Genomic DNA, 22,566 nt, shown 5'->3' on the forward strand with positions numbered 1-22,566 from the left:
GTTCGCTAATCGTCGTCGTTCTCGGGGTGGTCCAGTCCCAGTTCGTTGATTTTTCGGGTCAGGGTATTGCGTCCCCATCCGAGCAGGATGGAGGCATCCCGTCTGCGGCCTCCTGTGTGGCGGAGGGCGGTTTCGATCATGATCCGTTCAAACTCCGGCACCGCTGTGTCCAGGATTCCCTTCTTGCCCCGTTTGAGCTCCTGCTCTGCCCAATTACGCAGGCCCTCCTGCCAGGTCAGCCCGGTCGCTGCCATTTCTGACTCGGCCTGGTGCAGCAGTTCGGGGGGTAAGTCGTCGATGTGAATTTCGCGGCCACTGGCCATGACGGTCAGCCAGCGGCAGGTGTTCTCCAGCTGGCGGACGTTGCCGGGCCAGGGCAGTGTGGTCAGGTATTCTTCCGCATCCGGCCGGAGGATTTTGGGCTCAACCGCCAGTTCCTTGGCCGCACGCTTGAGAAAGTGCTGCATCAGTCGGGGAATGTCTTCCCGGCGCTCGGCCAGCTTGGGCAGATGCACACGGATGACGTTCAGGCGATGGAAGAGGTCTTCCCGGAAGCTCCCGGCCTGGACCAGTTTCTCGAGATCCTGGTGAGTGGCGGCGATGATGCGGACATCTACCTTGATGGGCGTGGTGCCTCCCACCCGATAGAACTCGCCATCGGCAAGCACCCGAAGCAGGCGGGTCTGGGTATCGGCCGGCATATCGCCGATTTCGTCAAGGAACAGGGTTCCGCCGTTGGCCTGCTCGAAACGGCCCTGGCGAGCGGCCCCGGCCCCGGTGAAGGCGCCCTTTTCATGACCGAACAGTTCGGATTCGATCAGGTCTTTGGGGATGGCGGCCATATTCAGCGCGATGAACGGGTGCTTGGCCCTGGGGCTGTGATTGTGAAGGGCCTGTGCGACCAGTTCCTTGCCTGTGCCGCTTTCACCGTTGATCAGTACGGTAATGTTGGAATGTGACAGCCGCCCGATGGCTCGAAAAACCTCCTGCATGGCCGGCGCCTCACCGATGATTTCGGCGTTGCGCTGGCTGCTCTCCATTTGTGGCTCGGAGGTCGCGCGCTTTTCGTGGGCATGGGCCACGGCCCGTTTGACCAGGGCAACGGCATCGTCCACGTCGAAGGGTTTGGGCAGATACTCGAACGCACCGGTCTGATAACTTGTCACCGCACTCTCCAGATCGGAGTGGGCGGTCATGATGATGACTGGTACGTCTGGGTAGCCTTCGACGATGCGTGACAGCAGCGTGATACCGTCGACGCCCGGCATGCGGATGTCACTGATAATGGCATCGGGCCGTTCGTGTTCCAGTCGGGTCATGATGCTGTCGCCGCTGTCGAAGACGCGGGGGTTCATACCGGCCTGGTTGAGGGCGCGCTCCAGCACCCAGCGAATACTTTTATCGTCGTCTATGATCCAGACGTTTGCCGGTTGGCTCATGAGTTTTCCTCCAGAGGCAGGAAGATGATGAAGTCGGTTTGTCCGGGTTCGCTTTCACACTCGACCAGTCCATGGTGCTGTCCGATGATGCTTTGGGTGATGGACAGGCCGAGACCGGTTCCGCTGGCGCGTCCGCTGATCATCGGATAGAAAATGTTTTGCAGCAGATCGGGCGGAATACCGGGCCCGTTGTCGATGATGTCCACCCGACACACCAGGCGATATCGTCGATGGCCGATTGTGAACTGCCGCAGGGCACGGGTCCGGAAGGTGATGGTTGGAGGTTCGCTGTTGGTCTGTCCGGTCTGGTTCTCGAACGCGGCTTCCATGGCGTTACGGGCAATGTTCAGAAACGCCTGGATGAGCTGCTCCTTGTCTCCGATCAGTTCGGGCAGGCTGGGATCGTAATCCCTGCAGAAGATCACGCGACCTTTGCTTTCCGCCTCCAGTAGCGTTCGTACCCGTTCCAACACCTCGTGGACGTTGGTGGGCGCGAGTTGCAGGGCCTTATGGGGACCAAGCATCCGGTCAACAAGGCTTCTGAGACGATCCGCCTCATCAATGATCACCTGGGTATATTCCCGCTGGTCCTCGTCGCTGAGTTCCCGGTCCAGAAGCTGGGCTGCGCCACGTATACCCCCGAGAGGGTTCTTGATCTCGTGAGCCATGCCCCGGACGAGGATGCGTGTGGTCTCCTGCTGGGAAATGATGTCTTCTTCCCGGCTGATACGCAGGAGGCGATCCCGTGGCTGAATCTCAATCAATAATTCGGTGGGGTCCAGCGAGATAGGCGTGACCGAGTAGTCCACGGTGAGCCGTGCACCGCTGGGGAGCAGGAATTCGGCTTCCCGGCGGGTGTACGACTGGCCGTTTTCCAGCGCGGCGTAAAGGGTTTTCAGGGCATCCTCGGAGTCCACCAGGCTGTCTGCAAAAGGTTGGCCCTGGCTGCGGGTCATGCTGGTTTCGAAAAGGCTTTCTGCGGCTGGATTCAGATACTGAATTTTCAGGTTGTCCTGAAGCACCAGAACCGCCGTAGTCAGGCTGTCGAGAATGCTTTTATAACCATTGACTGTGGCGGGTGATGCGGCCATGAACCCATCCTGTTGAGTCGTTCAGAAAGTGACGGGAGGTAAACTGCAAAAAGCGAACCATCTTGCACCATTACTGGCTCAGTGATGGGCGACGGTCGGGCAGGAGGCCTGAACAGCGCTACGGCATGCCGTCTACTGGTGCAGCGGAAGATGACCGACCTGTGCAGCGTCGAGCTTTCGCCCTCTTGCTGATCAGAGTATGGCTGCTTCGTGGTGCGAATGCACCAATGTGGGGCGAAAGATCATCTGAGGACGGAGGGACGGTGTACCGTAAAACTGATGGAGGAGCCGGCTTTTACCTGAACGCCTTTCTCATCGATGATGTATGCGCGGGCTTCGTGGGTTCCGCGATAGACGTTGTTGACCACGATGGAACTGGACGTCGACTGGCCAACGGGTTGGCCGTCCAGCGTCACCTCATACTTGTGCCCGGATTGGAGTTCCGGATTACTGGTGACTTCGAACCGGACGTCTCCGCTGCCACTGTTGAACGCCTGTCCATTCTGGGGCGATACGATGGAAACGGAATCGTAGACAGCGCCCTCCCGTTTTACTTCCTCGCGAAGCTTGTCGGTCTCTTCTACGGTTTGCGGCTTTGGCAGGGTAACCGTCGTGACAGGTTTGACCTTGATCGCTTCGCCTCCGTCCATGGGCTCGTCCGAGAAGGTCACATTACCCTGGGCATCGACATGCCTGTAGACTTCGCCAATGGCCGGCGTGGTCAGAGTCGCCAGCAGCATTGCCGCGGCTATTCCGTGCATCGCGTTCATAAGTGCAACCTGTCATGTTGTTTCCGGTCGATTATCAACGGCCTTTGTTGGGTTTTCAACGCCGGTGTCCGGCGATATTCGTTACATATCGTTAAGAGCGGGAGAGTGTGCGGTTGTGCACAAAAAAAGCCCCGCATGATGCCAGGCCGTTCACCTAAAGTGGATCTGAACGGCTTGGTCTGGCCCGAAAAGGCGCTATGCTACTGGATATCCAGACAGTATGTTGCCTTTTTTCATGAGAAAGAAATCTTGCCAGAAGGATTGGCCGCGAGTTCCTGAGAGGTTTGAGGGGATTCAAGTTAACGGCTGCGGGGCACCAGATTGCGAGAACTTTGGTCTCTCACCGGTTTGAGTATCCTGTGCTAAGTTTTCCTACCATCAGGTTCCGATTTTCCATAATCGATCGGCGATCACTTAGACCTCTCGACGGCTGAAAATAGACCAAAACGCGTGAGATCCGAATGTTCGCTTTTGTTTAGCTGAGGTCCGTGAGTAGCCTTGGTCGCAAAGCGGACATTCAGGCGGATAGACCAAGACTCTCCTTGGCGGAAATTCAGTACAGGAGTGTCGAAAGAACCGAGTTATTAACCCCGATGACTGTCCTTTCCAAGTAGTTGGGTATGCAACTATTGGCAAACGCTGTAATTCCAATAACAGGCTGAAATCGTAGGTCAAAAATCACCCAAGCGCACTGAAACGAATCATAGACAGGGCAACTGGCCTCATACGAGAGCACAACGGAAACCATTTCGACCGGGATCTGATCACCCCCCCTCTTCGGCTGTCTCCCGGTGATACTAAAGATCCATCCGAGTTGGCGTGAAGGACTGCCTAGCAGTCCATATCTCCACGCTTCAGAGCTTCCTCAATCATGTCATCCAACAGGTCAATGACTTCGTCTGAGGAAGACTTGAGTGTGGCTACCAACTCACGCGAGAGTTCAGAATAGCGATCGAAACTGATCGTCTTCTGATGGAATTCCTGGACCGTTTTATAAAGCTCCCGGCCTGCTTTATGCACCTGTGGATGAACCACGTTAATCAGGCGATCAGAACTGCGGAGTTGTTGCATGGGCTCAGCCTTGTCGCTGGCCAGGAAATGGCCCAATCTGCACTGAGTGTGATCTTTCAATTCCGCCTCGGTGATCGAGTTTTCATTGAATATTGCAAAGCGGATGAGTTTGTCCACCCAGACCACATGATCACGCTTGGCACTGGCCAGCATGAGACAAGGCGTGGTTAACCGGATCTGACTGAAGGTGCGGTCAATGTCGTCCCGGAGCGGGCGAATCGCCTGCATCAAATTCTGGAAAATGCTGGCCAGAGCATCGGAATCTTCAGAGTTGGCACTGACTTGGCGCGCCATATCCGCGGCCACCTGGCTCTGCTCTTCGGCCGCAGCGGCAATGGCGGTTGCCTGGTCATAGTTGATGTTCGAGGACTCCCGAGATTGGTGTATCACCTCCGCCACCCGCGTCCGGCTTTCCCCCGAGGCCTGCACAGCACGCACGGAATTTCCCAGCCGGGACTGAACCGATTCGGAGCCGGAAATAATCTGCGAGACAATCCCGTTGATTTCCTGCGCCGCGCCCGCACTTCGGGCAGCTAATTGCCGCACCTCGTCCGCAACCACGGCAAAGCCCCTGCCCGCCTCACCGGCACGGGCGGCCTCAATCGCCGCATTAAGGGCAAGCAGGTTGGTCTGGTCGGATATCTCGTTCACCGTGTTGGTAAGCGATTCTATACTCCGGGTTTGCTCTGCCAGCGAACGCATTTCCTCATTGGCTTGGGTCAGGGCAATATCCACCTCGGCCAGACGCGCCTCCATATCCTCCAGCGCGGAGATGGACTCCTTGGTGTACTCATTTACCCGGGAGGCCTGCTCCAGCACATTCTGGCCAAGGCCACCCACTTCTGAAGCACTAGCCGACATTTCCTCAATGGCGGCGGACAACGTCTGAATATTGTTGACGAGATTATGAATGCGGTCGTCAAACTCCAGAGCGCCCTGGCCCAGACCAGATATATGACGGGAGACATCGACAGCGCCGTTGGCTACCGCCAACTCCTCTGAACGCACTGCAGACACGTACTCTGCCAGAGGAGAAAGCCAGTCCGGGCAACGGGCAGGCGCGCCGTTATCAAGTAACGATTGAATCTCTTGTTTTACTCGTTTTTTAGACAGGATCATCAGTATTACTCAGGCAAATCCGGCAAGCGGAGGTATTGGAATTTTTAACTGTTAATTTTAACGGCAGATACACCAGGTTCTGTAGAGCTCAGATCAATTTTTTCGCCCGATGCATATTCAGGAAGCATTACCTCGGCCCTTAGCCCGGATTTCTCATAAGGGGATAAAAGAAAGCGGCTGAAAGTGCTATGATTTCAAGAGCCTAACCAATCCATCAAGTACTAACAGCCGCTATCCAAAATGGTACCTGAAAAACTGACCTTCTCGCCACTCTCCCGCCGTCAAATTGAAGCCGATTTTTCCGGCGGTCACATCACGTCCGATGCCGGATTGCTTTTACTGCGCGAAGTCGACAAACAGCACCGTCTGACTCAACGCCTGGCTTCAACTCTCAATGACCCGCGGAACCCGGAATTGGTTCGCCACAAACTGGAAACCATGACCCGACAGCGGGTGTTCGGCGTAGCGGCCGGGTACGAAGACCTGAACGATCACGAGGCACTCCGTTTTGATCAGGCCCTTCAGACCGCTATGGGTGAGGATGCCATCCTGGCGGGCAAATCCACTCTGTGCCGGATGGAGCAGCGCGTGGACCGGCAGTCGGTGATCGACGCCCATGAACTACTTTGGCATCACTTCATTGAGCAGCATGACGAACCACCGAAGGAGATCGTGCTGGATTTTGATGGCACCGATGTGCCAGTGCATGGCGACCAGCCCGGCAAGTTCTTCAATGCCTACTACGATCACCACTGTTACTTCCCCTTGTATGTATTCTGTGGCCGTCACTTGTTAGTCAGTTACCTACGCACCAGCAACCGAAGCGACAGTCGCCACAGCTGGGCCATTCTGGCTCTTCTGGTTCGCTTCATTCGTCAGTACTGGCCTGACACCCGCATTGTGTTCCGGGGTGACAGTGGCTTCTATCGCCCCCGATTGCTGAGCTGGTGCGACCGGAACAACGTGGATTACCTGGTGGGTATCAGCAAAAACAGCCGATTGCTCAAGGAAGTCGATGTGCCCTCGATGCTGGTGCGCAACGCTCACGAGGAGCTCGGAGAAAAAGTCTCCGCCACCTATCGGTTCCAATATCAGGCCCGCACCTGGAAACACCCTCGCTGGGTGGTGGCTCGCCTGGAAGAAGGCGAGCTGGGCGCCAACCCAAGGTTCATTATCAGCTCCCGCTACGACGACGGCTTCAAGCTCTACTATGAGCAATACTGCGCCCGGGGCGACATGGAGAACCGGATCAAGGATCAGCAGCTATACCTGTTTGCGGATCGCACCTCCAGTACTCAGTGGTGGACCAATCAGTGGCGGCTGATCCTATCAGGATTCGCCTACACGCTGTTCGAACGCTTACGGATATATCTGAAAAACACCCGTTTCGAGAGAATGAGCGCCAGCAACCTACGGCTCAAGCTGATCAAGGTCGGTGCCGTGATCGTTCGTAACACCCGGCGGATACGGGTGCTGATGAGTGATGGCTATCCTTATAAAGACGAACTCTCTGCCCTGGTTCGCCGACTGGTTCCAGATTAGAAGACCGAGCTCCCCCGGCCCGACTCAATGGGGGAAAGGGGGAGGTGTGCCTGAACGTCGGAAAGTGATCAAATAATCGCCAAATCAGGCTCAATTACTCGGTTCTGGCGTTAATGGAACTGGTCTGCGAAGCTTGCTGGGTGGCTATGAGAAATCCGGGTTAAGAGTAACCAGGCTGTTGCTCAAGAGCTTCATCGAATCAGCCGATATCTGTCAGGTCCTGATTTAAATTGCCCCAACGGTTGCACACGTGACGGCGGCGAAATAAAACGACGCGGGAAAACAGCCTCGGGTTCTCAACGCTATCAATGTCTTTCATGCCGGAAGACATTTGAATCAGTGACTTTGCAGGCCAATACACCCCGCAAAGCGGCATCGGCGCTAATATGAGCGAGTAGTTGGCAAAAAGCAGGTTGCGACTGTGTTTAAAAACACCGGAACGCGCAGTCTGACGTCGATCAGCGGCCAAACCTGGCTGCTTTTTGATCAAGTCAGGGTCGCCAGACAATAGCGGGTTGCCCCGGTATGGTTTCCCCGGGTGATTTTAAGGTGGCGGCTGTTATCGAACTGGCTTAACCGGAGGAGGCAAGGCTTCCATAGAGGTCACGGTAAACGGCAAAGCCCGGACAGTGCCGACCAAAGCGCAGAATCCACTGTCGGCCGCTGTGCACCAGGCGGCAGGCCATGGTCATCAGTTCCTGCATCACGGTTCTCAAACGACGACGTTTGGCCGGGTGGCGCACCGGCGCATCCGGGGCGGTCAGTCTCAGGCCCATCCAGCGCAGCACGTTGTAACCCATGGTTGCGAAGGCCATGACCAGGTTGTTGGTGTCGAACTTGCCGGACGGCAGGCGCTCCAGGTCCAGGTCGGTTTTGAACTCGCTGTGAAATTGCTCACTGGTGGCATGGTCGCTGTACAGCGCCATGATTTGTTGCTCACTGGCCACACTGGCGGACAAGGACGTAATCCAGCCTTCGACGCTAACCTCTGGCTCCAGGTACAGCTGACCGGAGGCATCGCTGGTGCGAACGGTGACCTTGACGATGCGACGCAGGCCGGGTTCATCGGGAAGGTCTTCTGACAGAACCGCTTCCATCTTGCCGTCGCGGTCCAGCGACCAGGCTTTCTGGGTATAGGCCTTGTCCGCCCAGGCCAGGGGATCCTGCTTGCGAGGGTTCCACTTGATCAGGAAGTCGACCTGCTTCTGCTCGCGCAGAAAGTCGCGATTGTCACGGGCATCGTGTGCGCTGTCCAGGCGCAGCAGGATGGGCTTGTCCGTCACTGCCCGGGCCCGGGGCAGGACCCGTTTGAGGGTATCCAGAAACCCGTTATTGGCGTGCTGGCTGCCAGGGCGCAGCTCACAACCCAGGCACCAGCCTTCCTGGCCCAGATACGCGGCAATGGGTGCATAGCCGTCGTAACCCTTGTAGGTATAGCTGACGCCCTCTTTGTGGGTCTGGCTGTTGTCCATGGGAAAGACATCCATATCCAGGGCCACATGGCCCATCGACAGGGGTGACACCGGGGCTTCGGCGGACTGAAGAAACTCAACGCTGGCATCATCCAACAGGGGCGTCAGGCCCTTGGCATCTTCATCGAATCGGTGCCGCAAACGAGCCGAGGATGGCGACTGCTTGATGTCCATGGCCGATTTGAAGAACGGATCCGTGCGTACCGGCTCGACCGCCTCGAAGTCACTCTTGCCCAATGTAATCAGAGCAAGATACGTCCGAATCAGTTCAATGTTCGGAATACCGTGGCGTTTGACGACCGTGCGAGCCGTCTTGATCAGCGACGTGTGCCGATTCAGGCAGTGGCCCACCAAGGCCAGTCCGCCGTGGGGTGTGTAGACTTCGGTTCGGGATTGTTGGAGAGTAAAAGTACGAATGGCCGAAAGCACTGACTGGGTGAATGGATGTCACGAGCTACTATACCGTTCAAGGCCTTGTTATTGCAGGCTTTGGGCGCAGTTTTAGCCGGTTGAAGTCACGGATTCAGGTGCCGAGTTTATTACAACTACTGCAAACCGAATGACAAAGGCAAGACTCCGGCGATGCGCCTGGGTCTGGCAAAAGGCCCATTAGAAAATATCATCTATCTCGACAAATACGCGAAGACCAGCGCATAAAAAAGGGCCAGTGGATAAATCCACCGACCCTTCTTGTCGCCAAGCCCGGCCAAACCAGATCCACTTTAGGTGAACGGCTTGGCATGATGCGGGGCTTTTTTATTCTCCGGTAATCGGCAGGAGCCAGATTAGCAGGAGTAGTAGAGATCGAACTCGACCGGATGAGTGGTCATGTTCAGACGTTCAACCTCGGCACGCTTCAGTTCAATGTACCCAGCGATCATGTCTTCGGTGAACACGCCACCACGGGTCAGGAACTCGTGGTCGTTTTCCAGGCAATCCAGGGCTTCCTGGAAGGTCTCGGCGACGGTCGGAATGTTCAGGGCTTCTTCCTTCGGCAGGTCGTACAGATCCTTGTCCATGGCATCGCCCGGGTGGATCTTGTTCTGGATGCCGTCAAGGCCAGCCATCATCAGTGCCGCGAACGCCAGGTACGGGTTGGCGGACGGATCCGGGAAGCGAACCTCGATACGACGTGCTTTCGGGCTGCTCACGTACGGAATACGGATTGAGGCAGAGCGGTTACGGGCGGAGTAGGCCAGCATGACCGGTGCTTCAAAGCCGGGTACCAGACGCTTGTAGCTGTTGGTGGAGCTGTTGGTGAAGGCGTTGATGGTCTTGGCGTGCTTGATGATACCGCCGATGTAGTACAGCGCCATCTCGCTCAGGCCGGCATAGCCGTCACCGGCGAACAGGTTCTTGCCGTCCTTGTTCAGGGACATGTGCACGTGCATGCCGGAACCGTTATCGCCAACAACCGGCTTGGGCATGAAGGTAGCGGTCTTGCCGTAGGCGTGAGCCACGTTGTGGACACAGTACTTGAGGATCTGAACTTCGTCGGCTTTGCGAGTCAGGGTGTTCGCGCCAACGCCGATTTCACACTGGCCGGCAGTACCAACTTCGTGGTGATGAACCTCGATTTCCAGGCCCATGGATTCCATGGCGGCACACATGGCGCCACGCAGGTCGTGCAGGCTGTCAACCGGCGGAACCGGGAAGTATCCGCCTTTAACACCCGGGCGGTGGCCAATGTTGTTGCGGTCGAAGTCTTCGCCGGAAACCCAGGCGGCTTCTTCGGAGTAGATTTCGTACATGGAACCCTGCATGTCGGTCTTCCACTTGACGGAATCAAACACGAAGAATTCCGGCTCCGGACCGAACAGGGCGCCATCTGCCATACCAGTGGATTTCAGATACTCTTCAGCGCGCTTGGCAACGGAGCGGGGATCGCGCTCATAGCCCTGCATGGTGGAAGGCTCCACGATGTCGCAGGTGATGTTGACGGTGGTCTCTTCGGTGAACGGATCCAGGACGGAGGTTTCGTCGTCCGGCATCAGGATCATGTCGGATTCGTTGATGCCTTTCCAGCCAGCGATGGAGGAGCCGTCGAACATTTTACCTTCGGTGAAGAAATCTTCGTCGACTTCAGTCGCGGGCAGGGTGACGTGCTGCTCTTTACCGCGGCTGTCGGTGAAGCGCAGGTCAACCCATTTGACTTCGTGTTCTTTGATCAAATCAATTGTCTTGGACATTGTGCATGCTCCGTAAGTTATCCCGCTGCGCGGGCCTGTTTCATGTTCGCGATGCCGGATCGTTCAGAGAGTCTGAGGTCCGATCATTGTTTTGGGTATCGGAAGCTTATCAGAAGCTCGGATCCGTTACCTGACAATTTGTGCGGCTGCCGGAACCAAAGCAAAGCGCTTGCCAGAATTGGTTCCCTGCGCCACAAAGGCGCAGCCGCGCGGGTTCGGGGCGCTCCGCCAGCTCTTTCCAGGCCAGAAGGCAGCACATGAGTGCGCTAAAATGGTGCAATATGGAAGTGGTCGCCTTTTTTTGGTGCGCATGAGGTTTTGTGTGCGGCTCATGTTCATGAACAGGCCGGTGAAGTATCGGGCGCATCCTCAATATGGATAATCTGGTTCCGGCCCGTCTGTTTGGCATGGTAGAGGCACTTGTCGGCTTGGCGGATCAGAGCCTGAAGCGAATCACCATGCGCGCCATATTCGGCGATACCGCCGCTGACGGTCAACCTGATGGTTTCGCCAGAATGCATCAATGGTGAGCTCTCAATGGTTTCGCGAATTTTTTTAGCCGCCGCTTTAGCCTGCTTTTCTGAAGTTTCGGTAAGTAGCAGTACAAACTCTTCCCCACCCAATCGTGCTGCCAGGTCAGTTCGGCGAAGGGACTTTTGCAATATCCGGGAAACATGCTGCAGCGCCTTGTCACCCATCCCATGGCCAAACCGGTCATTCACGGATTTGAAATGATCCAGGTCCAGAATCATTACCGTCAATGGTGTTCCCTGCCTGAGGCTCCTGCGATTTTCGCGTTCGAAGACATCCGTCAGTCTCACCCGGTTTGCCAGCCCGGTAAGCGGATCGGTCTGGGCCAGTTTCAGCAGCTTTTTTTCCGACTGTTCCCGTGTGATCTCGTAGATGTGCGAGAAGGCCAGGATGCAAAACGACATGATGCCGATGTTGGCAATCGGAATAACGGCCATCAGTTCGGGGTTGTCCCGATTCTTGAGCTAGAAGATCACGGCGGCGATTGACATGAAGGTCGCTGAAATGATCAGTCCCTGTCGGCGCCCGGTCAGAAGGTGGGCCAGGATCGGAATCAGCAGAACCCAGGCGAAGACCGTGGTCGTGGCGCGAGGGGTGGAGAGGGCGTACATCATGGTGATGAAAAACGGCAGCAGGTACGCCAGTACCCAGCGTTCAAGGTGTTGGGTTCTGCGCACGGCAACAAAAATGAACGCCGAATACATCGACATTCCGAGCTCTGCAAAGGCCAGGGGGTGGTTGCCCCGCTGAAGATTCAGAAAGCAGAACAGGATGTCGGACACGAAGGTGAGTCCCAGTAGGGTTCGAAGTACGGCCTTGCGATAGGGCCTCGCAAGCTGTCTCTGGGATTCCCTGTAGGTGTCCATAGCGATCCGTTGAAGTTTTTGGTCTGTCGATGACGGCGGCAGGTCGTTATTAAAGCAGAGTGTGGGGCCGCAGAGAAGAAATACATATAAATGAGAGGTTAAACCATGTACAATTTCGCACCCCTTATTTGCAGGCTCCAGCCCCGGCAGGCTGGACGCGTATTCCGAGCTTTGTGCATTCAAGCCAGAAAAGCTCTTTTCCAATGAAGTGAAATCTTTTTTATGTCCAATGATATCAGCAAGTTAAGAAACGTCGCCATTATTGCTCACGTCGACCATGGCAAGACGACCCTCGTTGACCAGCTGCTCCGTCAGTCCGGAACCCTGGATCGCAAAGAGCTTGAAAGCGAACGCGTGATGGATTCCAACGACCAGGAGAAGGAGCGGGGCATTACCATCCTGGCCAAGAATACCGCCCTGAAATGGAACGACTACGATATCAATATCGTGGACACGCCGGGACACGCGGATTTCGGCGGTGAGGTCGAGCGCGTCATGAGTATGGTCGACAGTGTGCTGCTGGTCGTGGATTCCATTGACGGCCCCATGCCGCAAACCCGATTTGTGACCCAGAAAGCCTTCGCAGCGGGTCTTCGGCCGATTGTTGTGGTAAACAAGATTGACCGTCCCGGCGCACGCCCGGACTGGGTCGTGGATCAGGTTTTTGATCTGTTCGATAACCTTGGTGCCACTGACGAACAGCTGGACTTCCCCATCGTATACGCCAGCGCCCTGAACGGCATTGCCGGTATGGAGCATGAAAACCTGGACGACAATATGGATGCGGTATTCCAGGCGATTGTGGATCACGTTCCCGCGCCCGCAGTGGATATGGACGGCCCTTTCCAGATGCAGATCTCCCAGCTGGACTACAACAGCTTCCTGGGCGTAATTGGTATCGGGCGAATCATGCGTGGTGCTGTGCGTACCAATACTCCGGTAGTGGCCATCGGTTCCGATGGCAAGAAGCGTAATGGTCGTATTCTGAAGATCATGGGGCATTCCGGTCTTCAGCGGGTTGAAGTCGATGAAGCGCAGGCGGGCGACATTGTCTGTGTCAGCGGTCTGGATCCGCTCTTCATTTCCGATACGTTGTGTGATCCGAACAATGTGGAAACTCTGCCGGCACTGACCGTTGACGAGCCAACCGTTTCCATGACATTCCAGGTGAACGACTCTCCGTTCGCCGGTAAAGAAGGAAAGTACGTCACCAGCCGCAATATCAAGGAACGCCTCGAAAAAGAGCTTCTTCACAACGTGGCGCTGCGGGTGGAAGAAGGTGATTCTGCCGATAAGTTCAAGGTATCCGGCCGTGGTGAGCTGCACCTGTCGGTTCTGATCGAGAACATGCGTCGGGAGAACTTTGAGCTGGCTGTGGGCCGTCCGGAAGTGGTTATCCGCGAGATTGACGGCGTCAAGCAGGAGCCGTACGAGAATGTGATCGTGGATATCGAGGAACAGCACCAGGGACCGGTGATGGAGCAGCTCGGTCTGCGCAAGGGCGAGATGACCAACATGATTCCGGATGGTAAGGGTCGCATGCGTGTGGAATACCTCATTCCGGCCCGTGGCCTGATCGGTTTCCGTAATGCTTTTCTGACCATGACGTCCGGTACCGGCATTCTGACTTCCACGTTCAGTCACTATGGACCGATCAAGGAAGGTGCCATGGGTGGCCGCCAGAACGGTGTGTTGATCTCGATGGCCAAAGGTACCGCGATGACCTATTCGCTGGAAACCCTGCAAAGTCGCGGCAAGCTGTTCCTGGCCCCGGGGGACGAGATCTATGAAGGGCAGTTGTGCGGTATTCACAGTCGTGATAACGACATCGTGATCAACCCCACCAAGGCCAAGAAGCTGGACAATATGCGTGCTTCCGGCAAGGACGAAGTGATTGGCCTGGTGCCGCCCATCAAGCATACCCTGGAGCAGGCGCTGGAATTCATTGACGATGACGAGCTGGTGGAAGTGACCCCCAAATCGATCCGTTTGCGGAAGAAGTTGCTGACCGAGAACGAGCGTAAGCGCGCCAAGAAGTAAGCGTTTGCGATCACCCAAAAGGGCAGATGAGATTTTCATCTGCCCTTTTTTATTTTTCCCGATCCGGCGGAGAACTTTCTTCTCATCCGATGTTCAGCCAAACTCCGGTAAAGTCTTTGCGCCGGAGTACCGCCCATGCTCAACCTCTACCCTGAAATCCAGCCAAATGCCCAGCATCGACTGGCCGTCGATCCTCCTCATGAACTCTATGTCGAGGAAAGTGGTAATCCCGACGGGATTCCGGTCATCGTTGTGCATGGCGGGCCGGGGGGAGGTTGTGAAGATTATCACCGGCGTTTTTTCGACGCGGAGCGGTTTCGCATCATTCTGGTCGACCAGCGTGGTGCCGGCCGTTCGACGCCTCTGGCCGAGCTGGAGGGTAACAGTACCGATAAGCTGGTTGAGGACCTGGAGGCCGTCCGTCAGTTTCTAGGAATTGACCGATGGATGCTTTTCGGTGGCAGTTGGGGGTCGACGCTCAGCCTCGTCTACGCTCAGACCCATCCGGAGAGAGTGCTTGGCCTGGTATTGAGAGGTATATTCCTGTGTCGGCCCCGGGATATCCACTGGTTTTATCAGGAAGGTGCCAGCCGGGTCTTTCCGGATTACTGGGAAGACTATATGGCCCCGATCCCGCCGGAGGAGCGGAGCGAGATGGTGTCCGCCTACTATCGACGGCTGACCAGCAGCAACGAGCTGGAGCAGATCCAGGCGGCCAAGGCCTGGTCTATCTGGGAGGGCCGTTGTGCGACCCTGCATCCGAATCCGAGAGTCGTGGAACATTTCGGGCATCCCCACGTCGCGATCGCCCTGGCGAGAATCGAATGCCACTATTTTATGAACAATGCCTTTCTGGAGCCGGATCAAATTGTCCGGGATGCCCGCAAACTGGCCGACATCCCGGGGGTTATTGTTCACGGTCGATACGATATGGTCTGTCCTCTGGATAATGCTCTGGCGCTGAGCAAGGCCTGGCCAGAGGCGGAGCTTCGTATTATTCGCGAGGCCGGCCATTCAGCGTCGGAGCCGGCCATCGTGGATGCGCTGATCCGTGGGGTTGAGGAGGTAGCAGCGCGGTCGGAGTGGCACGCAGATTAAAGTGGCCCGGGATGGGTTGCGGTTAATGACTGGCCCCTATAAACTTTCGCGCGTTTATTACTCGAGCCGGTTTGCAGGAAGCGAATGAAGGGGCTGATCCAGAGAGTATCGAAAGCCAGTGTCACTGTTGACGGCGCGGAGATTGGCGCCATCCAGCGTGGTGTCCTTCTGTTGCTTGGCGTCGAGCAGGGAGACAATGCCCGGTGTGCCGAAGAGCTGTGCCGGAAAATCCTTTCCTACCGTATCTTTCCTGATGACCAGGGCCGGATGAACCGAAGTCTTCTGGACATTGAAGGCGAATTGCTGGTGGTTCCTCAATTCACTCTGGCTGCCGATACCCGTTCCGGCACCCGCCCTGGTTTTTCATACGCCGCCAAACCGGAGCTCGCCAATACCCTTTTCCTGGACTTTGTCGAATACGCCAAGGGCTCGATGGATATGAGCCGGGTGGCTGCGGGGCGTTTCGGTGCGGATATGAAAGTAGCGCTGATTAACGATGGCCCTGTTACCTTTCTTCTGGAGGTGTCCGGCACAGAGGTCTGAGCTTTCCTGCACTTAAATCAGGCGTGCACATTCGACATGCTGCACTTTGGTGCGTGAGATTCCGGGCTCTGGCGGTCTACCCTGGATGCCACGGGAATGGTTTTTCTGTAATTGACTGATACCAAAGAAAAATTAAGAGGCTGGCCTCATACTTGTAATGAGAGGTTCGTCAAAGCGCTTGAAATGAAACGCTATAAAAGATTGCGTTTCAGGTGCCAATCAGGCTAAAAAGGCGCGGTTTAAAATTTGCAAAATCGGTGTCTTTGTATTAAAACAGATTCATCATGCAAGGCTTTAAGAAGGCCTTGTAAGTGATTGAACTATAAAGATCTGCCGAGGCGTAGATTTTTCAGAAAAATAAGAAAAGTTATCGAACTGTCACAAAAATGACATGCAGATAATGCAGAATCCGGCTCATCCAGCCTGGCTGGTGACGCCCTAGAAATCGGGATTAGAACCCGTCGCTAAAACCTGAGTTAACTCAAAAAGGAAGACGCAACATGAAAAAAACGCTCATCGCATCTGCTATTGCAGCGGCCACTTTCTCTGGCGCAGCGCTGGCTGCCGACGACTCATCCATGCTGTCCGCCTCCGAGCTGGCTGCCAAGATGGATTCCATGCCGACTGTTTACGGAAACATCCAGTACGCGCTGGTCTACGACAATGTTGACGGCGGCGACTCCAGCATCGATCACCGCGACAATGGAAGCACCATCGGCTTCAAGCACTCCCACGAAATTGCTCCGGGCATTGAAGGTTTCTTCAAGGCCGAGATGGAATTCACCGCTGACCAGAAGGGTGGCGGCAATGGTCTGACCGATCTGGACGAAGCCTACATCGGTGTGAAAGGCGACAAGTTCGGTAAGGTCTGGGTCGGTTCTGACGATTCAACTTACGAGCGCGCCATTGATAGCATCGCCAACTTCTATGAAGCGGCTGACCTGAGCATCGGTGGCAGCTATGACACTGGTGAAGGTGACCAGATTCAATACGAAACTCCGAGCTTTGGTGGCCTGAAGCTGGGTGCATCTCTTCAGATCAATGGCGACAAGAACGGTGGATCTAAATCCTATCCTTACCAGCTGGCGGCTATCTACTCTGTAGACGCTCTGGAAATCGCTTTCGCGATGGATTCTAACGACGTTCGCAAAGATCTTGACCCAGACACCGCTGGCGTTCAGTCCAACAACGAAAACACCTACGGCCTGCGTGGTACTTACACCATGGGCGATCTGGCTTTCACAGGTGAATATCAGACTCGTAAAGACGTTGGCGATCTGTACGGCGTACAAGGCGTCTACACCATGGGCGCGAACCAGTTTGCTCTGTCTTACGAGCTGGCTGTTGCTGATGATGCCAACGATACCGAGAAGAGCACTGTCACCGCTCAGGCTCTTCACAACCTGTCCGACAACATGTATGTCTACGTTGAAGGCTACCTTGGTGGCGGCGACGACGGCGTATACGGTGTTGCCAACAAGAGCCAAGAGACTGTTGGCGTCGTAGGCGCTGTTTACTACTTCTGATCCGCTGATTCTCTGAACAGCTAGTCAAAGTGGTACCAGAAAAACCGGTGACTTTTGGGTCACCGGTTTTTTTTATGTTCTCCCGGTTACTACCGGTTCGGATTGCAGGGCTCTGCTTGAGTGCGTTCGGATAATGTAGAATCTTGATCATCGTGCTTTTCTAACACTGATTATCGCGTCAGAGTCGGGGTTGGAACGCGTTGCTAAAACCTGAGTAAATGCCAATAAGGAACACTCAATATGAAAAAAGCGCTCATCACAACGGCTATCTCCGCCGCAACCTTCTCTTGTGCAGTATTGGCCGCTGACGACTCCTCCATGTTGTCCGCCTCCGAGCTGTCGGCCCGGATAGATTCCATGCCGGAAATCTACGGTAACATCCAGCTCGCCGTGGTCCATGACAACTACGACAATGGCCCTTCCACTCTGGATTTTGCTGATAACGGTTCCACCATTGGTTTCAAGCACGATCACGAGATCGCGCCGGGTGTCGTAGGCTTCTTGAAGGCGGAGATGGAGTTCAGTGCTGATCAGAAAGGTGGCGGTCAGGGCCTGACTGACCTGGACGAGGCCTACATCGGTGTGAAAGGCGACCGGTTCGGAAAAATCTGGGTCGGTTCTGACGATTCCACCTACGAAACCGCCATCGATGAGATCTACAATCACTACGAATACGGTACCGGTGTCGGTGGTAGCTACGACACTGGCGAAGGTGATCTCGTTCAGTACCAGTCCCCATCCTGGGGTGGCCTGAAAGTCGGTGCGGCGGTTCAGGTCAATGGCGACAGCAAAGCCGGCAGCAAGTCCTATCCGTATCAGCTGGCAGCCATGTACGAAATGGATGGTCTGGAGCTGGCGCTGGCGATGGACTCCAATGACGGTAACTCCTCTTACTCCAGCTCTAAAGCAGGCTCTGACCCCAACAACGAAAACACCTACGGTCTGCGGGCCAGTTACAACCTGGACAATCTGCGTGTGACCGGTGAGTACCAGACTCGCAAGGACGTGTCCGACGTCTACGGCGTGATGGGAATCTACACCATGGGCGCCAACACCTTCTCTGCCTCCTACCAGCTCGAAGACTTCGACACGCCCGATAATCTCAAGAGCGACGTCTGGGCTCTCCAGGCGCTGCATAACCTGTCCGACAACATGTACGTCTGGATAGAGGGCTACATGTACAGTGGCGATAAGGTGTACAAATACACGAATGTGCAGGGTAACGACGCCTACACTGATCGTCGTTCCATTGCCGCCGTTGGTGCTGTCTACTACTTCTGATCCCCTGAACAGTTGATCAGGGCAGTGCCAGAAGAACCGGTGACTTTCGGGTCGCCGGTTTTTTTATGTATTCTCAGATAAATATCTCAGGAGAAGGCAGTGTGGCAGAAGAGCTTGAAATCAAACTGACGATTTCGGAAGAGAACATCCCGGCGGTGGAGCGGTGGGTATCGACGCTCCGGGAGGCCCGTTTCGGTGAAGAGAAACACCTGGTCAATCGCTATTTCGACACGCCAGCGGCCGACCTGAATCGGGAAAAGGCAGCCCTGAGAGTCCGGCAGGCGGGCGATCGCTTTATCCAGACGTTGAAAACCCGGGGCGATTTCGTTGCTGGTGCCCACCGTCGGCAGGAGTGGGAGTGGCCATTGCCGGGGCCGAACCTGCAACTGGGACTTCTGGCGGATTCGCCGCTGGCGGAACGCGTGAACCTGGCCGAGCTATCAGTCATTTTCGAGACCAATTTCCAGCGTCGCACCTGGTGGATCGTCACTGAGACCGCTGAAATTGAAGTAGCGCTGGATTCCGGTCAGGTTGTCAGTGGTGATCAAGTGGTGCCGTTGCACGAGGTTGAGTTCGAGCTGAAAGCCGGGGATTCCGGGGCCCTGATGTCCTATGCTCAGACCCTGGCGGCCAAGGTCCCGGTTTTCCTGAACCTCGTCAGCAAGGCAGAGCAGGGCTACCATCTGGCAGGGCTGTATCACCCGCGGATTGAGACGGGTTCAGGGCCTCTGACGGTTGAGGGATTTCTCCAGCGATTGAGTCTGGCATGGTTGACCGGTACGCCGCCGAAGTTCAGGGAAGACGAACTCAAGGGGCTTCGGAGTATTGGTCACGCATCAAAGGTCCTTTCGAATCCTGATTCTGTCTTCGACGCGATCGAATCCGGTACACCGATCCGTTCGCTTGTGTCTGCTCGGGATCTGGGGCAGTTGCAACTGGCTCTGGCCCATGCGTGAAGGCGCCGTGCTTTTGGATGTCGGTTCATGTCGCAGTGAACACTATTTCGCCGTTGCAGAGGTCTGATTTATGTCCGAGCCATGGAGTGCATTGCCGTCGCTGATTGCTGACGATGTATCGAGTTGCTGGGGAAGCGTTTTTCCGGACGGCGTGCCGGACTGGTTAATGGCAGATGAGCGTTTTTCAGAGCAGACGATCGCTGATGCGATCGGGCGCAGCCTGTTTATCCGGCAAACCCTTGAGCGCCATCCGGAGCAGGTGCAGGAACTGGTTGCCTCTCGCTCGCTGGCTGAGCCCACGACGAAGACCTATCTGGCTGAGCGTTGGCAGGAGTTCCGGTCCGGTGTGAGTACTGAGCCCGATCTCCACAAGGCCCTCCGCCAGTTCCGGCGGGAAGCCCAGTTTCGTATTATCTGGCGCGATCTCCTGCGATGGGCGGATCTGCGGGAGACGATGGGATCGGCCAGTGCTTTTGCCGACATCTGCATTGATGGTGCACTGGCATGGCTGTATCAGGACGCTTGCGAACAGTTTGGCACCCCTTACGGAACTGATTCTGTCTCTGGCGACGACGTGCCACAGCCGTTGGTTGTCCTGGGCATGGGAAAACTGGGTGGGCACGAACTGAACGTATCGTCGGACATTGATCTGATCTTCGCTTTCCCGGAAAAAGGCGAGACCCGGGGAGGGCGCCGCTCCCTGGACAATCAGCAGTTTTTTATCCGCCTGGGCCAGCGTCTGATTCAGGCGCTTGATCAGATTACGGCAGATGGCTTTGTCTTTCGCGTGGATATGCGCTTGCGGCCTTATGGTCAGAGCGGCGCGTTGGCACTGAGCTTTTCGGCGCTCGAAACCTATTACCAGGACCAGGGGCGGGACTGGGAGCGCTATGCCATGGTCAAGGCCCGTGTCGTAGCCGGCGATCAGGCAGCCGGTGAGGTTCTCATGGAGACCCTGCGTCCGTTCGTCTATCGCAAGTACATTGATTTTAGCGCGTTTGAATCGCTGCGCAGTATGAAGGCGATGATCGGCCGGGAAGTCCGGCGCAAGGGCCTGGAAAACAACATCAAGCTGGGTAGCGGGGGTATTCGGGAAATCGAGTTCGTGGTCCAGGCCTTCCAGCTTATCCGCGGAGGACGGGATCGCGAACTGCAGCAACGGGAGCTTCTGGTCATCCTTGGAGAGCTTGAAGCACTCGAGCTCCTGCCTCCGGACGTGGTTTCCGAGTTGCGGGAGGCCTACGTGTTTCTGCGCAATCTCGAGCATGCCCTGCAGGGAATTGAGGACAAACAGACGCAGACTCTGCCTGAAGATGCGCTGAACCGAGCTCGTGTGGCAAGCATCATGGGGTTTCCCGATTGGGAGGCGTGTCTGAAGGAGCTGGAAGGGCATCGGGAAAGAGTGGCAGCGCACTTTGCCAATATCATCGCCACGGAAGAGGAGGAAGTAGGAGGCGAAGCAGATTTCGCTGAAGAGTGGCACGAAATCTGGCTGGCGGAAACCGATGCCGAGTCGTCCAGAACCTGGTTGTCCTCTCAGGGGTATGAGGATCCTGAAGGCTCGCTCCAGGCATTGGCGGATCTGCGCGACAGCCGGACGGTGGAGACCCTGCAGACCCAGGGGCGCAAGCGCTTGAACCAGTTCATGCCGGTTCTGCTCGAGGCATTGACTCAGGTCGACAATCCCTCCGAGACGCTGGTGCGGGTTCTCCAGCTTGTCAATGCGATTCTCCGGCGCACCGCGTACATGGTGCTTCTGCTGGAAAACCCCGGGGCTCGAACCCAGCTGGTCGGGTTGTGTAGCGAGAGCCCCTGGATCGCTCGCCAGCTGGCAGAAACGCCGCTGTTGCTTGATGAACTGCTCAATGCCGAGAGTCTCTACTCTCCGCCGGCCAAAGAAGAGTTACAGGATGACCTCCGGCAGCAGATGCTGCGAATTCCCTTTGAGGATCTGGAAGAGCAGATGGAGTCTCTGCGGCATTTCAAGAAAGCACACATCCTGCGGGTCGCCGCCTCCGAACTCAAAGGTACCCTGCCTCTGATGAAAGTGAGTGATTACCTTACCTGGATCGCCGAAGTAGTTCTGGATCATGTCGTGGATGTCGCGTTTGCAAATCTCGTCAGTCGGCACGGTTACCCACGCCGTGAGGACGGCTCCGCCTGTGAGACGGATTTTGGCATCATCGGTTATGGCAAACTCGGTGGTATCGAGTTGGGTTACACCTCGGATCTTGACCTTGTGTTCATTCACAATGCCGACCCCGAGTTGTCGACCGACGGTGACAAGCCGATCGACAACGCGGTGTTCTATACCCGGCTGGGCCAGAGGATCGTTCACATTCTCAGTACCCAGACACCGTCGGGCCAGTTGTACGAAGTGGATATGAGGCTGCGCCCGTCGGGCAACTCCGGATTGCTGGTGACCACGTTGAGAGCGTTCGAAAAGTATCAACGAAACGATGCCTGGACGTGGGAGCATCAGGCGCTGGCCCGGGCCCGCGGTGTCGCAGGTTGTGCCGATGCACTGCGCGCGTTTGAAGATATTCGGCACGCTATTCTGTGCGAACCCAGGGATCGGCAGGCTCTTCGGCAGGCTGTGGTAGACATGCGGGAAAAGATGCGGTCCAGTCTCGGGACGCCCGAAAATCGGAGATCGGAAACGTTTCATATCAAGCATGATGCCGGCGGCATCGTCGATATCGAGTTCCTGGTTCAATACCTGATGCTGGCGTGGTGTTCGGAATACCCTGAATTGACCCAGTGGTCGGATAACATTCGCCAGATGGAGGCGCTGGGGCAGGTCGGGGTGTTGTCGACTGACGATGCGGAAGGTCTGCGGGAGGCTTTTATTACGCTCAGGTCAACCATACATCGCCGGGCTTTGCAGAATCTCAACAGCCAGGTGAGCGGGGATGCATTCCCCGACGAGCGTCACTACATCCAGTCGATGTGGAAGAAAGTGATGATTGATTAGCAAGCTAAATTTATTTTCAGAGAGCTTTCCTGCTAGAATGCCGATTCCCCGAAAACCG

Annotated in this window: 16 protein-coding genes and 1 pseudogene; 9 read left to right on the forward strand and 8 right to left on the reverse strand. The window is 55.9% G+C overall.

Translation table 11 applies throughout. The features are described from left to right. Nucleotides 1-5: 5 nt before the first annotated feature. From ntrC to MSNKSG1_RS17950, 4 genes are all read right to left on the reverse strand, one after another. On the reverse strand, nt 6-1,439 hold the full coding sequence (gene ntrC / locus MSNKSG1_RS17935; RefSeq protein WP_008940714.1) for a nitrogen regulation protein NR(I): 1,434 nt from the start codon (nt 1,437-1,439) through the stop codon (nt 6-8). After that, on the reverse strand, nt 1,436-2,530 hold the full coding sequence (glnL, locus tag MSNKSG1_RS17940; RefSeq protein WP_008940715.1) for a nitrogen regulation protein NR(II): 1,095 nt from the start codon (nt 2,528-2,530) through the stop codon (nt 1,436-1,438). The genes ntrC and glnL overlap by 4 nt, the downstream gene beginning before the upstream one ends. 242 nt (nt 2,531-2,772) lie before the next feature. Continuing rightward, nucleotides 2,773-3,300, reverse strand: a complete 528-nt coding sequence (locus MSNKSG1_RS17945; protein ID WP_040887083.1) for a DUF4124 domain-containing protein — start codon at nt 3,298-3,300, stop codon at nt 2,773-2,775. Between the two features lie 831 nt (nt 3,301-4,131). After that, nucleotides 4,132-5,388, reverse strand: coding sequence for a methyl-accepting chemotaxis protein (locus tag MSNKSG1_RS17950; RefSeq protein ID WP_227498062.1), 1,257 nt, complete (start codon nt 5,386-5,388; stop codon nt 4,132-4,134). A 342-nt stretch (nt 5,389-5,730) separates the two neighbouring features. On the opposite strand from MSNKSG1_RS17950, the gene MSNKSG1_RS17955 reads away from it, so the two are divergent. Both MSNKSG1_RS17955 and MSNKSG1_RS19710 read left to right on the forward strand, forming a co-directional pair. Then, nucleotides 5,731-7,032, forward strand: coding sequence for an IS1380 family transposase (locus MSNKSG1_RS17955; RefSeq protein WP_008940718.1), 1,302 nt, complete (start codon nt 5,731-5,733; stop codon nt 7,030-7,032). 264 nt (nt 7,033-7,296) lie between these two features. Continuing rightward, nucleotides 7,297-7,422 carry an IS1/IS1595 family N-terminal zinc-binding domain-containing protein gene (locus MSNKSG1_RS19710; protein ID WP_455032232.1) on the forward strand — a complete coding sequence of 42 codons (126 nt, stop codon included), beginning with the start codon at nt 7,297-7,299 and terminating at the stop codon, nt 7,420-7,422. Nucleotides 7,423-7,604: 182 nt separating this feature from the next. On the opposite strand, the gene MSNKSG1_RS17960 is transcribed toward MSNKSG1_RS19710, so the two are convergent. The 4 genes and pseudogenes from MSNKSG1_RS17960 to MSNKSG1_RS19495 form a co-directional block, all read right to left on the reverse strand. Continuing rightward, nucleotides 7,605-8,921 (reverse strand): IS1380 family transposase, encoded by a 1,317-nt coding sequence (locus MSNKSG1_RS17960; protein ID WP_040887090.1) that lies wholly within the window; start codon nt 8,919-8,921, stop codon nt 7,605-7,607. Nucleotides 8,922-9,289: 368 nt separating this feature from the next. Continuing rightward, a complete protein-coding gene (gene glnA, locus MSNKSG1_RS17965; RefSeq protein ID WP_008940720.1) occupies nt 9,290-10,693 on the reverse strand; it encodes a glutamate--ammonia ligase in 1,404 nt (467 codons plus the stop codon). 335 nt (nt 10,694-11,028) lie between these two features. Beyond that, the gene (locus tag MSNKSG1_RS19490; protein ID WP_406564609.1) at nt 11,029-11,598 is read right to left on the reverse strand and encodes a GGDEF domain-containing protein; all 570 of its coding nucleotides are present in this window, start codon (nt 11,596-11,598) and stop codon (nt 11,029-11,031) included. Then, nucleotides 11,572-12,090: pseudogene (locus tag MSNKSG1_RS19495) on the reverse strand (GGDEF domain-containing protein); the annotation flags it as partial. The pseudogene MSNKSG1_RS19495 and the gene MSNKSG1_RS19490, both read right to left, overlap by 27 nt. Before the next feature lie 222 nt (nt 12,091-12,312). On the opposite strand from MSNKSG1_RS19495, the gene typA reads away from it, so the two are divergent. From typA to glnE, 7 genes are all read left to right on the forward strand, one after another. Beyond that, complete coding sequence (gene typA, locus MSNKSG1_RS17975) at nt 12,313-14,130, forward strand: translational GTPase TypA (protein ID WP_008940721.1); 1,818 nt, start codon at nt 12,313-12,315, stop codon at nt 14,128-14,130. 135 nt (nt 14,131-14,265) lie between these two features. Beyond that, a complete protein-coding gene (pip, locus tag MSNKSG1_RS17980; RefSeq protein ID WP_008940722.1) occupies nt 14,266-15,228 on the forward strand; it encodes a prolyl aminopeptidase in 963 nt (320 codons plus the stop codon). 84 nt (nt 15,229-15,312) lie between these two features. Further along, complete coding sequence (dtd, locus tag MSNKSG1_RS17985) at nt 15,313-15,771, forward strand: D-aminoacyl-tRNA deacylase (RefSeq protein ID WP_008940723.1); 459 nt, start codon at nt 15,313-15,315, stop codon at nt 15,769-15,771. Nucleotides 15,772-16,271: 500 nt separating this feature from the next. Continuing rightward, complete coding sequence (locus MSNKSG1_RS17990) at nt 16,272-17,297, forward strand: porin (protein ID WP_008940724.1); 1,026 nt, start codon at nt 16,272-16,274, stop codon at nt 17,295-17,297. A 240-nt stretch (nt 17,298-17,537) separates the two neighbouring features. Continuing rightward, the gene (locus tag MSNKSG1_RS17995; RefSeq protein WP_040887084.1) at nt 17,538-18,578 is read left to right on the forward strand and encodes a porin; all 1,041 of its coding nucleotides are present in this window, start codon (nt 17,538-17,540) and stop codon (nt 18,576-18,578) included. Nucleotides 18,579-18,679: 101 nt separating this feature from the next. After that, on the forward strand, nt 18,680-19,534 hold the full coding sequence (locus MSNKSG1_RS18000) for a CYTH domain-containing protein (RefSeq protein WP_008940726.1): 855 nt from the start codon (nt 18,680-18,682) through the stop codon (nt 19,532-19,534). 70 nt (nt 19,535-19,604) lie between these two features. Then, on the forward strand, nt 19,605-22,508 hold the full coding sequence (glnE, locus tag MSNKSG1_RS18005; RefSeq protein WP_040887085.1) for a bifunctional [glutamate--ammonia ligase]-adenylyl-L-tyrosine phosphorylase/[glutamate--ammonia-ligase] adenylyltransferase: 2,904 nt from the start codon (nt 19,605-19,607) through the stop codon (nt 22,506-22,508). Nucleotides 22,509-22,566 lie beyond the last annotated feature (58 nt).

Origin of the sequence: Marinobacter santoriniensis NKSG1 (assembly GCF_000347775.1) — a bacterium.
GTDB lineage: Bacteria > Pseudomonadota > Gammaproteobacteria > Pseudomonadales > Oleiphilaceae > Marinobacter > Marinobacter santoriniensis.

What these genes read in the sequence shown, in the direction of transcription:
- ntrC (WP_008940714.1), bottom strand. Translation starts at nt 1,439, where the DNA reads ATGAGCCAACCGGCAAACGTCTGGATCATAGACGACGATAAAAGTATT.
- glnL (WP_008940715.1), bottom strand. Translation starts at nt 2,530, where the DNA reads ATGGCCGCATCACCCGCCACAGTCAATGGTTATAAAAGCATTCTCGAC.
- MSNKSG1_RS17945 (WP_040887083.1), bottom strand. Translation starts at nt 3,300, where the DNA reads ATGAACGCGATGCACGGAATAGCCGCGGCAATGCTGCTGGCGACTCTG.
- MSNKSG1_RS17955 (WP_008940718.1), top strand. Translation starts at nt 5,731, where the DNA reads ATGGTACCTGAAAAACTGACCTTCTCGCCACTCTCCCGCCGTCAAATT.
- glnA (WP_008940720.1), bottom strand. Translation starts at nt 10,693, where the DNA reads ATGTCCAAGACAATTGATTTGATCAAAGAACACGAAGTCAAATGGGTT.
- typA (WP_008940721.1), top strand. Translation starts at nt 12,313, where the DNA reads ATGTCCAATGATATCAGCAAGTTAAGAAACGTCGCCATTATTGCTCAC.
- pip (WP_008940722.1), top strand. Translation starts at nt 14,266, where the DNA reads ATGCTCAACCTCTACCCTGAAATCCAGCCAAATGCCCAGCATCGACTG.
- dtd (WP_008940723.1), top strand. Translation starts at nt 15,313, where the DNA reads ATGAAGGGGCTGATCCAGAGAGTATCGAAAGCCAGTGTCACTGTTGAC.
- MSNKSG1_RS17990 (WP_008940724.1), top strand. Translation starts at nt 16,272, where the DNA reads ATGAAAAAAACGCTCATCGCATCTGCTATTGCAGCGGCCACTTTCTCT.
- MSNKSG1_RS17995 (WP_040887084.1), top strand. Translation starts at nt 17,538, where the DNA reads ATGAAAAAAGCGCTCATCACAACGGCTATCTCCGCCGCAACCTTCTCT.
- glnE (WP_040887085.1), top strand. Translation starts at nt 19,605, where the DNA reads ATGTCCGAGCCATGGAGTGCATTGCCGTCGCTGATTGCTGACGATGTA.